Raw genomic sequence first — 13433 nt, 5'->3', positions numbered from 1 at the left:
TCGCCGGGGCGTCTCTTCTACGTGCGAGCAGGGCCGATGGCTTACACCCGAGCCCGCGCGCGGATCGCGGCCGGGCCCCTCCAGCGAGCGCGACGTCCCCCGCTCGGGCGGCTCGTCGCCCGAGAGGAGAGGATCGCGGTTCTCTGCCGCGCGGGGTATCGAAATCCTGCGCCTCGATGGAGGGCGCGGTGGTAGAACCGCCCCCATGCTCCCACGCCGGGTGTCGATCGCTCGATCGGCGATGATGGCGCTCGCGGTCTCGGCCTGCTCGAGGACCCCGGCGGAACCGGAGCCGCCGCCGGCCGTCTCCAGCGCGCCGTCCGCCGCGCGGCTCGCGTGGGACGTTCCGGGGAGCTGGGCTGCGCTCGACGTGCCGCGCGCCGGCCCGAGCAAGGCCCTCTACAAGGTGCCGAGGGCGGCGAACGACAGGGAGGACGCCGAGGTGCAGGTCCTCTCGTTCGGCCTGGGGAGCAAGGGAGACGTCGACGCGCGCTTCGACGAGTGGTTCGCGCAGTTCGATGGCGACGTCGGGGCGAAGGCCAGGCGCGCGTCGTTCGAGGTGCGCGGCATGCCGGTCGAGCTGGTCGAGGTGGCCGGCACCTACAAGATCGCGCTCGCGCCGCAGTCCGGCGCCCGCAAGCGATCGCCCGTGGAGATGGTGAAGGACGACTACCGGCTCGTCGGCGCGGCGGTGAGGACGCCGGATCGCGGAAACTGGTTCTTCAGGATCGTCGGGCCTGACGAGACCGTGCAGTCGGCGCGGTCGGCGTTCCGGAGCATGATCGAGTCCGCGCGGTGAGCGAGCGAGAGCCGAGCGGCCGCGAGCGCGGCGCTCGCAGCGCGCGCCGAGCACATGATACGTTGCGCGCCATGGACGACCGAAAGCGAGAGGCGCGCACGCCGGCCGAGATCTTCCGTGTCGAGGCGGAGGCCGAGGCCGAGCAGAGCCGGCTCTGCGAGGAGAGCAAGCACCAGCTCGCCAACCGCTGCCCGGAGTGCGGCAGCCTCGGTAGCATGGAGCTCGTCGACGGGCTCATGCGCTGTATCGATTGCGACGAGGTGGTGGCCGCAACCCGCCAGCTGCCCGGCTTCGGCCGCCGCTGAATCCCTGTCGCGCCGCCGCGCGACCTCCCGCGGAAATCCCGATGAAATCCCAGTAGATCCCCGTTGAAACGAAAACCGACGCTTGAGCCCCTGCCGGAAAGAACCCACCGGGCGTGGCGCTTTCCAGGTGATTTTCAGTAGGATTCGTGACTATTCTGCGAACATTGGCGTTCTCGCGCCCGGTTCAGTTTTCGCCCCAGACGCGGTGCACGGAAGTCCACGCAGGTCAGCCGGCCGGGGCGTGAACAGCAGGACTGAAGTCTTGAAGGAGTTGGAGATGAAGCGGATCTCAGCGGAGAGCTCGGACCATCCGTCGCGGGAGACAAGCCAGGGATCCCGGGCGAAGACGGCACGAGGCGCGAGCGGGGGCCTGCTCATCCTGATGATCGAAGACAGCGCGATCACCAGCTTCGCCACGACGCCAGAGGGCGAGTCGACCAGCGGTCCGCGCCGGTCCCGCCCGAAGCACTGACCCGGAGCGCCGCGAGGCGCCTTGCGGACGTGCGCTCCTGCCGGAGCGCCGGCACATCGCGACGCGGTGCTGCCGCACCTCAGGGATCCCTGATGAGATCTCGGGACCTCGGGATGGCTGTGCCCCGGACCCCACGTCCAGCGCGCGGCGACGAGCCCTCGTGAGCCGGGCGCGAGCCGCTGGGTCGCTGGCCGTCGGGTTGCCGTTTTTTCGCCCCCTCCGCTGAATCGTGGCACCTCGTCGGTGTGGACACCCGGGGAACGACACGGAAAACCATGGTCCTGGCGCTCGCCGCCGCCGTTCTCGGCGGGGCGGGGCTCGGTTGCAGCGATCCGAGCGAGGCGATCGCGCGGATCTCCCGGGAGGAGCTCCCCGCGCTGAGCCGCGCGGCGGAGGGGAGGCCAGGCGGCGGGTCCGAGGGGCAGGCGAGCGCGGCGGCGGCGCCGGTCCGGGCCGCCGCGGGCGGCGCTGCCGCGGACGAGGGCCGCAGCGACGCAGACCGCCTCGACGCGGCGGACGCGTCGCCCGCCCGCGGCCCGGGTCGGGAGCGTCGCCGCAGGTCGGGGTCGGCTCAGGAGGCGCGCACCGCCGCGGGCGCGGCGCAGGGCGGCGTGGGAGAGGGCGCCGCTCGGGCGCCCGAGCTCCAGGTGATACGGCTCGTCGTCTCGAAGGGCATCGCCGGCCGCGAGCCGATCGAGCCGGCGACCTCGTTCGCGAGCGCGGAGATCGACCGCCTCTACGCCTTCGTCGAGCTCTCGAACAAGGACCAGGCCACCTCGGAGATCAGCGTCGCCTTCACGCCCCCCGATGGCGGCCCGCCGCTGCGCATCCCCCTCGCGGTCGGCGCGCAGCGGCGCTTCCGTACGTGGGCTGCCACGCGGAAGGCGCGCGCGGCAGGGCTCTGGTCGGTGACGGTCAGCGACGCGGCGGGCAAGGAGCTCGCGCGCGCCTCGTTCACGATCACGAAGTAGGAGGCGCTCGTGGCTCGCATGTTGTGCTCGCGCTCCTCCGCTCTCCTGGGCGCTCGCCGCGCCGCCCTCATGGCCCTCGCGCTCGTTGCGGGAGGCTGCGTCTCCCGGGCCGCGCCGGCGCCCGAGCCTGTCGGGACGCCTCGCCCGCCTGCGACCGCCCCCGCCCTCGGCGCGCAGGTAGGGTGGTTCGGCTTCTGGGTCCCCGACGGTCCCGCGGCCCGGGTGCTCTCGCTGCACATCCAGGAGAGCGACGAGGTCGAGCCCCCCGACGCCGAGCCGCCCGACGCCGAGCCGCCCGCGCGCGCTCCGGCGCCCGGCGCGACGCCGGCGGAGGCCGACGAGGAGCGCCGCTACGTGGTCCTGCCTGGCGTCGAGCTCGCGCCCGCCGTGGAGCAGAAGGTCGCGGAGATCGCGTCCGCCTACTTCCGGCGAACCGGAAAGGAGCTCGTGGTCACGAGCGGTACGCGGGATCCCGCGCGACAGGCCGAGGCGATGCACGAGCTCTTCCGGCACGGCGCCGATGTCCTCGGCCTCTACAAGGACAAGACGGCGGCGCGCGAGATCAAGAGCGCCTACGAGGAGGGGCGCTCGGCCGAGCACCCGCCGGAGGCCATGATCGCCGCCCTCGAGCGGGTGATCCGCGCCCAGATCGATCGCGGCGTGTTCATCTCGGCGCACCTCCGGGAGGGCGCCGTCGACATCCGGAACCGGGACATGACACCCGCCGAGAAGCGCGCCTTCCTCGAGGGCGTCGACGAGGTCGGGGGCGTGTTCGCGCTCGAGGAGTCGCGGCCGCCCCACTATCACCTGCAGATCGATTGAGCCCAGGAGGGCCCGGCGGTCCGCGCGAGGCGGCCGCCAGGCCGGCGGCTGCGCGTCACTCGTCGTTGAAGCGGACGATCTGTCCCGAACCGGAGTTCGTCCAGTAGACGCCCGTCCCGTCCGCGGCGATGCCCGTCGGGCCCTCTTGATTCGCCGCGATCTGCTGCGGACCGCCGGCGCCGTCCTTGCGGAGCCGGTAGACGCTCTTTGCCTCCTGGACGGTGATGTAAAGGTAGTCCCCGTACGTCGCGATCCCGGCGGGAGCGCTCGGCAGCTCTTTGTCGAGGAGGAGCACTGCGGCGTCTCCGTCCGCTCCGCTCCGCGGCAACCGCATGACGTTGTTCCCGTGGAGCCAGTAGAGGTTGGCCTCATCCAGCGCGAGCAGCCCCGGCGGTTCGAGCTCCGTGAAGAGGTCCTTTTGGGGGGCATCACCGCTGATATCGATGACCGAGAGCGTCTTGTTCTCGGGATCGGTCCAGTAGACGACGGAGCCGTCGAGCACGACGTAGCGCGGCTTGCCGCCCTCCGTCAGATTCGTTCGACTGCCGCCTTGCTTGGACACCGAGGTGATGCGGTTGGCGTTCGGCCGGGCGCTGTAGACGTTGTCGGCGCTCAGCGCGATCGCGGTTGCGGCGCCGCAGCTGCCCCACAGCATCTCCCCGCCAGCGGCGGGAATCGGCGCCGCTTTCGGTAGCTTCAACAGCTTGTCTCGGGTATCCCCCGCGTCGGGGTCGCAGTCGTCTTTGATGAAGGCGGCGTCGGTGCTCGACCAGTAGACGTGAGTCGCGTCCAGCGCGAGCGCGTCCGGCACCTCGTCGGAAGGCCCGAGCAGATCGATGACCGCCCAGTCATCCTTGATCTGCCTCCGGAGCGCGCCGCCCTTGAAGCTCCCCTGACTCCCGTCATTCCCCGTGTTGATCCAGTAGATCGCCTCCTCGTCGAGCGCGATGGCGCGAGGGGCCGCCTGGTTTTCGGCGATCGTCATCAGCTGGATCACCTGGCGATCCTCGAGCCCCGCGATCTCCGCGCAGCCGTTGAGGCCAGGCGCGAGCGCGGCGAGGGCCAGCGTTACGGCAGAGCGCTTCGAGCTTCGCATCACCAATGGCCTCCGAGCACCACGCGCCCCCCGTCCGAGGCGACGCTGGGCGCGACCCACACGCGCTCGCCCGTGGCAGCCTGCTCCGGCGAACGAGGCGACATCAGCACCATCGCGACGCCGGCCCCGAGGCACACCAGCCCGGCGCCGAGCGCGATGTTGGAGACCATCGCGGTCGTCCGGGCGCTCTCGTTCGCCTCGACGTCCGCGCGGCTGCAGCGGAAGCTGCCGCTGCACCCCTCCTCGACATCCCCCGCTTTCTTTATCGTCAGCACCCCGAACACCGCCCCCACGCCGATCCCGGCGATCCCGACGCCGCCGGCGACGAAGCCGAGCGCGCGCATCGGGTTGCCGGTCGCCTCGGGCTTCGCGGCCTCCGGGCGGGCAGGCGGCGGGGCAGGGGGAGCCGCCTTCGCCTCCTGAACGGCGACGTCCGCGAGCGGCGGGATGGTCACCCGCGTCGTGCTGGGCCCGGGGTCGAGCGTCACCCGGTGCGACCAGGGCTGCTTGCCCGGCGCCTTGGCCTCGATCGTCGCCGTGCCCGGATCCACGGGGATGCCCGAGCCCGTGGCCGCGGCGGCGCTCAGCTCCTTGCCGTTCAGCGTGATCGTCATCGCAGGAGCCGCCTGCGTCGCCTGCGCCGCGTCCAGGACGAGACGCGTCAGCTTGGCCTCCAGCTCGGACGCGCGCTTGGCCGCGAACTGGGCGCGATCCTGCTGCCCGGCGCTCGCCGCGAGCGAGGACGCCTCCGTGAACTCGGCCCATGCGCTGGCCGTCTTGCCCTCCTTCTCGTGGCAGACCGCCAGGTTCAGCAGCGTCCCGACCGTGGGGTCCACGCGCTGGCTCTCTGCGAGCTTCGGGCAGGCCTCCTGGAGCTTGCCCTCGTCCATGAGCTTCTTGCCGTCCTGGAACAGCCCCTCGGCGAGCGCCTTGTCCGCCGCGGCCGGCTGCGCCAGGAGCGGTGAGGTCAGGCTGGTCCCACAGAGCAGCGCGAGCCATGCGCCCGCGTGTCGCGCTCGTAACGATCTCAATGGCGGCTCCTCAGCATCTCGTCTTCGCTGGTCGACCTCGGCGGTCTCGGCGGGTGGCCCGGCTTGAGCGGTGCTCCGGAGGCGGCCGCCTTCGGGCGCGCGTCGGCCGCGGCGCTGCCCGTGGGAGCCGCGCTCGGCGCAGGGACCGGCGGCGCCGCCGGGCTCGACGCCTCGGTCGTGGCGCTGGCGGTCGCGGCCGGAGCGCCCGGCGCTGCAGCGGGGGACTCGGGCCCGGGCGCGTCGACCGCGGCGCGCTCGGGCTGGTGGGACACGGCGGCGCCCGGCGCCTGCGACGCCACGCGCACGCTCGCGACCAGCCACACGCCCGCCCCGGCCGCGCCGGTCAGCAACGCGGCCACGCCGGCGGCGACGAGCAGCCTGCGCCGCGAGCGGCGCCGGTTGCTCGTGTGCGACCATGACGCGCCGGACAGCCTGTCGCTGTCCTCGGCCGCCCTCGAGTTGAGGAGCGTCTGTCCGGCCGGCGACGCCGCGCCGATCGCGCTCTGGATGCGCGAGGTCGAGAGCTTCGCGAAGCTCGACCCGAGCGGCTCCAGGGCCTGCGCGAGCTTGCCGACGTTGGCGTACCGCTCGCTCACGTCGCGCTCCAGGCAGCGCGAGACGATCCGCTCCAGCGTGGCCGGCGCGTCGCTGCGCTTGTCGCGGAGCCGCGGCACCGGCTGGTGCAGGATGTTCGCCATCACCGCGGCGACCGTCTCGCCCTGGAAGGGCGGCTCGCCCGTCACCAGCGTGTAGAGCAGCACACCGAAGGACCAGACGTCGGCGCGCCCGTCGACGGTCCTCGGCGCCATCATCTGCTCGGGCGACATGTACCCGGGCGAGCCCATCACCTGCTTCGTCGACGTGAGCCCCGGCTCCGCGGGCGAGTCGAGGCCTTGCCCCTTCGAGATGCCGAAATCGAGGACCTTGATGTGCCGTGTGCCGTCCGCGTGCTCGGCGAGGAACAGATTCGAAGGCTTGATGTCCCGGTGGACGACGCCGGCCGCGTGCGCCTCGGCCACGGCCTCGAGCGCCTGCAGTACGTAGTCGACAGCGTCCTGGATGGACAGCGGACCGTGGGTATCGATGACCTGCTGGAGATCGAGCCCGGTCAAGAACTCCATCACCATGAAGGGCACGCCGGACTCGGTGGTGCCGACGTCGAACACGCGCGCGACGTGCTCGCCCGACAGGCGCGCCGCCGTCCGCGCCTCCCGCAGGAAGCGGGTGACGGCCTCCTGGTTCGCGAGGGCGTCCTGGCGCAGGATCTTGATGGCGACCTTCTGGTCGAGATCCTCGTTGCGCGCCGCCAGCACGACGCCCATTCCGCCGATGGCCACGACCCGCTCGACGCGGTACTTGGCTGCGATGAGCTCTCCCGGCTGGGCCAGCGGTGCGAGGAGCTGCGCGGTGCGGTCGGGGGTCACGGCTGGCGTTCAAGCCTACATGAACGGACTCGGTTTTCCGAGCGCCGCGCGAGGCCCAGCGCCCTTTGTCGCGCGCCCGCTGGTTTTGGAGCGCCGCGCGCCGCCCGCTCGGGCCATGGGCGCGCGCCGGACGTCACCGCACGCCACCGCGCCGCCATTCTCCTGCGGTTCTCTCGTCAACCGCGCGGCCCATCAACCGCGCGATCCATCAACCACGCGGCCCATCAACCCCGGGGGAAGAGACCGTGCCTGCCCGCCGCGCGGAGCTCGTCCAGCCCGGCCTCCATGCGCGCGACGATCCGCGCGAATGCGCGCTCGACCTCGTCCGGGTCGCTCGCGGCCTCTCTCGGGAGCCCGAGGTGCAGCGGGCGGAGCACCCTCGTGTGGATCTTCACCGGCAGGGGCACATGGGGGATCGGGATGCCGACGATGAGCCCCCACGGCAAGGCGAAGCCGAGCGGCGCGACGTTCGAGCGCGCGAGCTCGGGGAGGCGGAGCCACCTGGCCAGCCTGCTCCCGTCCGTGGCGATGTAGAGGGATTGGTGCGCGCCCACGCTCACGATCGGCACGATCGGCACGCCCTCGCGGATGGCGAGCCGGACGAAGCCGCGGCGCCGGCCGAAGCGGATCGTGTACTGCGCCGAGGTGGGCTTGCACGCGTCGAGATCGCCGCCGGGGAAGACCAGGACCGCCGCGCCGCGGGCGAGCGCTCGCCGCCCGTTCTCCGGGCTCGCGGCGATGGCGCCGCAGGCGTTGAGCCAGGCGCCGGCCTTCGGGACGTTGAACGGGAGATCGTGCATCAGCCCGTAGGACAGCCGCGATGGCCCATAAAGGCGCCAGAACGCCGTCATGTGGCAGTACATATCGGGCATTCCCGTCATCGCGTTGTGGTTGCTCACGGCGAGGAAGGGGCCGTCGGGCAGCTGCTCTTCGAGCTCTGTCTCGCAGCGGAAGTAGTCGTCGTAGAGGAGGCCGAGCAGCGGGAGCACCCGGGCGATGAACGCCGGGTCGCGCGCGTCGAGATCGTCCGGGCGGGCGCGCCCGCGGCCCTTGAGCGCGAACGCCGCGATCGCGTCCTTCACGAGGTCAAGGGTGGGGCGAGGCTCTCTCGGTAAGGTCAGCACCGTTCACGGTGCCCTAGCGTGCGGCCGAACCGAGGGGAAGCGGTTCGTTCAGGACGCCTGTCGCGCGGCCTCGGCGCGGGATCGCGTCCGTCATCCGCTGCGCGCCGCGCCCTCGAGCGGCTCCGGTGGACGCCGGAGCGTCGCCGCCGGCTCGTTCACTCGACGTCGCGGCAGCACCGGAAGCCGGTCTCGTAGTAGCGGAACCCGTCCCCGTGCGCCGGGTTCGTGGAGCCGCACCGCGGCTTCGCGCCGCCGAAGCAGCCGGACCAGTAACAGCCCTTGAGGACGTGAGGATACTCGTTGACGTGGTATCGGGTGCGCACCACCCACTCCTCGACGTTCCCCGTCATGTCGTGGACGCCGAACGCGCTCGCGCACCCGGGCCGCGCGCCGCTCGGCTCGGCCTGGTACAGCGCCTGGACCTCGGCCAGCGCCTCGTCGGAAGGCCAGGAGCCGAGCGCGCCCTCGTCGGGCGCTCTCCACGTCTTGTTGTCGTTGCAGCGCTCCGCTTCGTGGGTGTTCCCGTACGGATAGACGGACGCCTCGGGGCCCTGGCACGCCGCGTCCCACTCGTCCTCGGTGCAGAGGCGCTTTCCGCGCTCCTCGCACCAGGCGCGCGCCGAGACGGCGCTCTCCATGACGAGCGGCAGGGCGCCTTCCACGTTCGGCGCCTCGAAGCGATCGATGCAGTATCCCTGGACCTCCACCATGTCGGGCGGGCAGGGCGCCGGGGGCGTCGTGTCGAGGGGGAAGTCCTGCTCGTCGGTACCGCCGTTGCCTCCCCCGACACCGCCTTCTCCAGGCCCCCCGCCGTCTCCCGCGCCGCTGCCTCCGCCCGATGTCACGGAGGCCGACGAGGCCGACGAGGACGATGCCGCGCCCCCGCCGCCCGGGGTGTCGTCCATGCCGGTGCCGAGACCGCCGTCGCAGGCAGCGCTGAAGATCGCCACGAGCCCGAGCAGCGAGGTGAGCCGAGCGGCGAGGGGGAGAGCTCCAGAGCGCATTGCGGGCTCCTCATCGAACAACGTGTCAGAGCGACCGTCGCGCGTCGAGGGCGCGCCGCGCTTCGCGCCGTGGTTCATCGCGTCAGAGCGTCCTCGACATCGACCTTCGTCCTCCGCCTTCCTCTCTCATCGATCCTCGTGGCGCTCGGACGGAGTCCACCCGCAAAGGGCGGCAGCGCGCGACAGCGGCGCTCGGACGCGACAGCGCCGAGAAAAAGCAGTTCAACCGTTGAACCGCGACCGGGGTACCTTGAATGCCAGGAAGAGAAACTTCCACGTAGTATTCGCTTCGTTGGTGCCGTACCGATCTCTCCTCCCGGGATTCGGGTTCTCGGTTCCGGGTTGCGTGACCCGGCGCGGCCGAGCGATCCGCTAGAAGCGGAGCTTACAGCGGAGGATCGCGCTCGGCGTGACACGCGCGGCGGTCAGCCGGCTCGCGCGCGCGTCGACGCGGACCTGGACCGCCACCGAGCCCGCGAGCGTGCGGCTCACCAGGTCACGCGCGAGCAGCCCTACGGCGCCGGTCAGGTGCGACATCGCGGCAGAGCCAGCAAGGAGCGAGCATGGGATGGATCCAGACAGATCCATCGCGATCGCGGCGTCCGCGCCGTTGCGCTCGACGGTGCCCGTCCCTTTGAGCTTCAGCGCGCCGGCGGCGACCTCCACGCCGCTCAGCGCGACGCGCTGGCGGTCCGCGGAGAGGCGCGCGTCCGCCTTGACGGTCGTGGTGTTGCCGAAGAGGAGCCCGTCGAGCTCCCTGGGGTGGGGCAGGGTGAAGCCCTTCACCGTGAGCGCGATCGGCCCTTCGAGCGGCGCCTTGGACAGGGCGGTCCGGTCCGCCCCATCCGCGAGCCGCAGCTCGAGCGTTCCGGCGACGACCATCGTCGAGGCGCCGACGTCGACGCCGAGGAGCGCGCCCACGGCGGAGAGCGGCGTCGGCGCGAGCTCGATCGAGGCGCTCGGCGAGGGGCGCGGCCGGAGCTCGGCCCTGAGCGGCGCGGAGACGAGGTCCTCGCCGCCGAGGCCCAGGGAGATCGACGCTGCGCCGATGGACCAGGCGATGTCGGTCCGCGCGATCTCCTTGCCGGCGACGAGCACGCGAGCCTGCTTCAGGACGCCGAGCTCCGGCCGCGGCGCGCCGGGCGGCGCGGCGGCGCCCTCGACCGGAGCGGCCGCGCGCCGCTCGAGGGCGCCGTCGGCCAGCGCGAGCACCTCCGGTCCGCCTTCGTGATCCCGGAGACCCAGGCGGACGCGGCCCGTGGTGAGCGGCAGCGCCGCCGCGCGCGGGCCGTACTGCGCGACCCACGCCGGCAGATCCTCCAGGGCGTCGGTCCCCACGAGGGTGAGCTCGACGCCTTCCGTCGCGATCCGCGCCGGCGAGAGGCCGCGCAGCTCGATGGTGGCGCGCGCCACCGTGCCCGAGATCCCGCGCACCCCGAGGAGGGAGAAGCGGCCGTCGCGCAGGCGGATCGAGCGGAGATCGACGTCGATCTTCCCGGGATCGAGCGCGACGCCGCGCGCGCGGGCCTCGGCGATGATGCGCCGGCGGAGCGCGGGAGGACCGAGCACGACGAGCGCGGCTATGGCGGCCGCGACGACGGTGACGACCACGAGCGCCGCGATCAGGGCGCGGCGGCGCCGCTTGCCGCGCGCGCCTCGCGGCGCTCCGCCGCTCTCGCCAGGGGCGCGCGGCGCGGCGAGCGGCACCTCGGCGTCGGTGTCGGGGGAAGAGGCGGAAGCGGGGCGAGGGGAGGGCGCCACGAAGTGAGATCCCTGTAGCGTCGTTCGAGCGCCGTCGCGAGCGCTTCGCGCGGCTCGGCGCGCTTGCAGCCGAGCCCTCGCCTGCGCTACGGGTCACAGAGCCGCCTGTAGTCCGGTCCCGGAGCCCGGTATGAAGATCACCATCATCGCGAGCGGGAGCGGAGGCAACGCCACGCTGTTCGCTTCCCGCGGCACGCGGGTCCTCGTGGACGCGGGCGTCGGGCCGCGGGTGCTCGAGCAGTGCCTCTCGGCGGCGGCCGCGGGCGGCGCGGACGGCAGGCTCCTGCCCGACGCGATCGTCATCACGCACGCGCACGCCGACCACGTCGGCGTGGCCGCCAGGTACAACAAGAAGCACAAGATCCCGATCTACGCCTCGGAGGCGACCGTGCGCGCGGCGGAGCTCGGCGATCCAGAGCGCGTCCGGGGCTTCTCGTCGCGCGAGCCGTTCGCGGTGGGCGCGCTCACGTTCTCGCCGAGGCCGCTGCCGCACGACGCGGCGCAGGTCGCGCTCGTCGTCGACGACGGCGCGCGGCGGGCCGCGCTCGTGACGGATCTCGGCGAGGTCCCTCCGGGGCTCCTGGAGCACGTCGCCGGCTGCGATGTGGTGATGCTCGAGTCGAACTACGACGCGGGGTTGCTCGAGGCCGGCCCGTACCCGCAGCACCTCAAGCGCAGGATCCGCTCGGCGCGGGGCCACCTGTCGAACGCGCAGGCGTGCGAGCTGCTCGCGGCGCTGCCCGGCGGCACGCACACGGTCGCGCTGATGCACCTCTCCGAGGTCAACAACCGCCCGGAGCTCGCGCTCGACGCCGCCCGTGACGCGCTCGTCGGCCGGCGCACGCGCCTCGTCGCCGCGCCGCCTCGGGGGCCGCTGGTCCTCGACGCGGCGGCGCCGCCGGCCCCTCCGCCCGGCGCGGCGCGCTCGTCGCTCGGGCCGCCGGCTCCCCCGCGCCAGCTCGGTCTGTTCACGGGGATATGAAACGACGCTCCGGCCGAGGAGCCGCCGCTCGGGCGCGCGTCAGATCCCCTCGAGCCGCACCTTCTGGCCCGCGACGACGCCGTGGCGCCGCGCCCAGCCGGCGTTCAGCTCGAGGACGTACGTCGACGGACATCCGACGTCGAAGGTCGAGTCGGTGAGCGTCGGGGTGTTCTCCTCGATACCGACGATCGTACCGTCGCTGTCGATGAACAGCATGTCGAGCGGGATGCACGTGTTGTGCATCCAGAACGAGTGATTGTTCCGCTGCTGGAAGACGAAGATCATCCCGCGGTTCTCCGCCATGCTCGTCCTGTACATGAGGCCGCGGGCGCGCTCTTGCTCTCGCCTGGCGATCTCGACGGTGACATCGGGGGCCTTGGCCTCGAGGAAGGTCACCTTGCCGGTCGCGAGCTGGAACGGGCCGGTCGGGTCCTCGGGGCACGCCGGATCCGGGCCGGTGAGCTTCGGAGACGGCCGCTCGGGCGTCGACGGCGTCGGCTGGATGCAGCGGCCGGCGTCCCGCTCCACGGTCGAGGCGGGCGGCGTCCCGGTCGAGGCGGGCGGCGCAACGTCGCCCAAGTTGCTGCTGGGCGTGAGCGGGAGCGGCTCGTCGACGCGGCGCTCGCACGCGCCAAGGGCGATCGCGAGCAGCAGCGCGCCCAGGGCGGGAACGAGCGAGGCGAGCGCGGCGGGAATGGCCAGCGAGGCGGACGTGGCGGACGTGGCGGACGTGAACGGACGGGTCGCGAGGGCGCAGCGCGAGCTCATGCCGCTTCCTACCACGGCGACGCTCGTCCTTGACCGCTGGACCGCGACGCGGGAAATCGTCGCACGATGAACGCTCGAACCCTCGCCATTCAGTCCCTCGCCACCCTCGCCACGCTCTCGGCCCTCGCGGGATGTTCGAAGACCCCGGAGCCCACGGCCGAAGAAGCGCCGAAGCCGAAGACCACGCCCGCGTCGACGGGGCTGGCCGGAGGCAAGGCGGAGACGGCAGAGAAGGAGCGCCCTCAGCCGCAGAAGCGCAAGGTCGCAGCGAAGCCGGTCGCCGAGGTCAAGCCCAGCGAGGACGACCCGGTCAAGGGCAAGTGGACGCTCGACGACGCCACCAAGGGGCTCCCGCCGGGCAAGACGTTGACGGCGTCGATCGAGACCGATCTCGGCACGCTGTCCTGCAAGCTGCTGGACGACAAGGCGCCCATCACCGTCGCCAATTTCGTCGGCCTGGCGCGAGGGATCAGGCCCTGGAAGACGCCGGAGGGGACATGGGAGAAGAAGCCCGCTTACGACGGGACCATCTTCCACCGCATCATCAAGGGATTCATGATCCAGGGCGGGGACGCGAAGAAGAACGGCACCGGCGAGGCCGGTTACGTCATCCCCGACGAGGTCTGGGAGGACGGCAGCCACGATCGCGCAGGGCTCCTGTGCATGGCGAACCGCGGCAAGAACACGAACTCCGCGCAGTTCTTCATCACCGACGCGGCGGCGTTCCACCTCGACAACGGCTACACCATCTTCGGTGAGTGCGGGCCCGAGGAGCTCGTCCACAAGCTGGCCGGCGTCGAGGTGAAGGGCGAGCGCCCGGTCACCCCGCCGGTCATCAAGAAGGTGACGATCACCCGGCAGTGATCGGTCCGAG

General features: G+C 72.4%; 14 protein-coding genes. 7 read left to right on the top strand and 7 right to left on the bottom strand.

Annotated elements, in window-relative coordinates:
- Positions 1–205 precede the first annotated feature (205 nt).
- From WME95_RS24075 to WME95_RS24055, 5 genes are all read left to right on the top strand, one after another.
- Positions 206–799: a hypothetical protein gene (locus tag WME95_RS24075; protein WP_437910759.1), complete on the top strand. Its 594-nt coding sequence runs from the start codon at positions 206–208 to the stop codon at positions 797–799.
- A gap of 71 nt (positions 800–870) precedes the next feature.
- The gene (locus tag WME95_RS24070; RefSeq protein WP_012236968.1) at positions 871–1104 is read left to right on the top strand and encodes a hypothetical protein; all 234 of its coding nucleotides are present in this window, start codon (positions 871–873) and stop codon (positions 1102–1104) included.
- Positions 1105–1381: 277 nt separating this feature from the next.
- The gene (locus WME95_RS24065; protein WP_437555037.1) at positions 1382–1576 is read left to right on the top strand and encodes a hypothetical protein; all 195 of its coding nucleotides are present in this window, start codon (positions 1382–1384) and stop codon (positions 1574–1576) included.
- Positions 1577–1851: 275 nt separating this feature from the next.
- Entirely contained in the window at positions 1852–2547 is a 696-nt protein-coding gene (locus WME95_RS24060) for a DUF2914 domain-containing protein (protein WP_437910758.1), read from the top strand.
- Positions 2548–2565: 18 nt separating this feature from the next.
- The gene (locus WME95_RS24055) at positions 2566–3369 is read left to right on the top strand and encodes a hypothetical protein (protein ID WP_437911015.1); all 804 of its coding nucleotides are present in this window, start codon (positions 2566–2568) and stop codon (positions 3367–3369) included.
- Positions 3370–3424: 55 nt separating this feature from the next.
- On the opposite strand, the gene WME95_RS24050 is transcribed toward WME95_RS24055, so the two are convergent.
- From WME95_RS24050 to WME95_RS24025, 6 genes are all read right to left on the bottom strand, one after another.
- Positions 3425–4465, bottom strand: coding sequence for a hypothetical protein (locus WME95_RS24050; RefSeq protein WP_437910757.1), 1041 nt, complete (start codon positions 4463–4465; stop codon positions 3425–3427).
- On the bottom strand, positions 4465–5496 hold the full coding sequence (locus tag WME95_RS24045; protein WP_437910756.1) for a hypothetical protein: 1032 nt from the start codon (positions 5494–5496) through the stop codon (positions 4465–4467). Before WME95_RS24045 ends, WME95_RS24050 begins: the two co-directional genes overlap by 1 nt.
- Positions 5493–6920: a serine/threonine-protein kinase gene (locus tag WME95_RS24040; RefSeq protein WP_437910755.1), complete on the bottom strand. Its 1428-nt coding sequence runs from the start codon at positions 6918–6920 to the stop codon at positions 5493–5495. Before WME95_RS24040 ends, WME95_RS24045 begins: the two co-directional genes overlap by 4 nt.
- A 224-nt stretch (positions 6921–7144) precedes the next feature.
- Positions 7145–8002: a 1-acyl-sn-glycerol-3-phosphate acyltransferase gene (locus WME95_RS24035; protein WP_437910754.1), complete on the bottom strand. Its 858-nt coding sequence runs from the start codon at positions 8000–8002 to the stop codon at positions 7145–7147.
- Between the two features lie 197 nt (positions 8003–8199).
- Entirely contained in the window at positions 8200–9048 is an 849-nt protein-coding gene (locus tag WME95_RS24030; RefSeq protein ID WP_437910753.1) for a formylglycine-generating enzyme family protein, read from the bottom strand.
- 372 nt (positions 9049–9420) lie between these two features.
- On the bottom strand, positions 9421–10809 hold the full coding sequence (locus tag WME95_RS24025) for a hypothetical protein (protein ID WP_437910752.1): 1389 nt from the start codon (positions 10807–10809) through the stop codon (positions 9421–9423).
- 130 nt (positions 10810–10939) lie between these two features.
- On the opposite strand from WME95_RS24025, the gene WME95_RS24020 reads away from it, so the two are divergent.
- A complete protein-coding gene (locus tag WME95_RS24020; RefSeq protein ID WP_437910751.1) occupies positions 10940–11791 on the top strand; it encodes an MBL fold metallo-hydrolase in 852 nt (283 codons plus the stop codon).
- Between the two features lie 39 nt (positions 11792–11830).
- Here WME95_RS24020 and WME95_RS24015 read toward each other — a convergent pair whose 3' ends face one another.
- Positions 11831–12559, bottom strand: coding sequence for a DUF192 domain-containing protein (locus tag WME95_RS24015; protein WP_437910750.1), 729 nt, complete (start codon positions 12557–12559; stop codon positions 11831–11833).
- A 66-nt stretch (positions 12560–12625) separates the two neighbouring features.
- Between WME95_RS24015 and WME95_RS24010 the strand changes: the two genes are divergently transcribed.
- Positions 12626–13423, top strand: coding sequence for a peptidylprolyl isomerase (locus tag WME95_RS24010; RefSeq protein ID WP_437910749.1), 798 nt, complete (start codon positions 12626–12628; stop codon positions 13421–13423).
- Positions 13424–13433: the final 10 nt, after the last annotated feature.

It is taken from the genome of Sorangium sp. So ce327 (assembly GCF_051530205.1).
Lineage (GTDB): Bacteria > Myxococcota_A > Polyangia > Polyangiales > Polyangiaceae > Sorangium > Sorangium cellulosum_B.
Note: the sequence above shows the minus strand (reverse complement) of the source record. Positions and strands in the feature narration are given on the sequence as shown.

What these genes read in the sequence shown, in the direction of transcription:
- WME95_RS24075 (WP_437910759.1), top strand. Translation starts at nt 206, where the DNA reads ATGCTCCCACGCCGGGTGTCGATCGCTCGATCGGCGATGATGGCGCTC.
- WME95_RS24070 (WP_012236968.1), top strand. Translation starts at nt 871, where the DNA reads ATGGACGACCGAAAGCGAGAGGCGCGCACGCCGGCCGAGATCTTCCGT.
- WME95_RS24065 (WP_437555037.1), top strand. Translation starts at nt 1,382, where the DNA reads ATGAAGCGGATCTCAGCGGAGAGCTCGGACCATCCGTCGCGGGAGACA.
- WME95_RS24060 (WP_437910758.1), top strand. Translation starts at nt 1,852, where the DNA reads ATGGTCCTGGCGCTCGCCGCCGCCGTTCTCGGCGGGGCGGGGCTCGGT.
- WME95_RS24055 (WP_437911015.1), top strand. Translation starts at nt 2,566, where the DNA reads ATGTTGTGCTCGCGCTCCTCCGCTCTCCTGGGCGCTCGCCGCGCCGCC.
- WME95_RS24050 (WP_437910757.1), bottom strand. Translation starts at nt 4,465, where the DNA reads ATGCGAAGCTCGAAGCGCTCTGCCGTAACGCTGGCCCTCGCCGCGCTC.
- WME95_RS24030 (WP_437910753.1), bottom strand. Translation starts at nt 9,048, where the DNA reads ATGCGCTCTGGAGCTCTCCCCCTCGCCGCTCGGCTCACCTCGCTGCTC.
- WME95_RS24020 (WP_437910751.1), top strand. Translation starts at nt 10,940, where the DNA reads ATGAAGATCACCATCATCGCGAGCGGGAGCGGAGGCAACGCCACGCTG.
- WME95_RS24015 (WP_437910750.1), bottom strand. Translation starts at nt 12,559, where the DNA reads ATGAGCTCGCGCTGCGCCCTCGCGACCCGTCCGTTCACGTCCGCCACG.
- WME95_RS24010 (WP_437910749.1), top strand. Translation starts at nt 12,626, where the DNA reads ATGAACGCTCGAACCCTCGCCATTCAGTCCCTCGCCACCCTCGCCACG.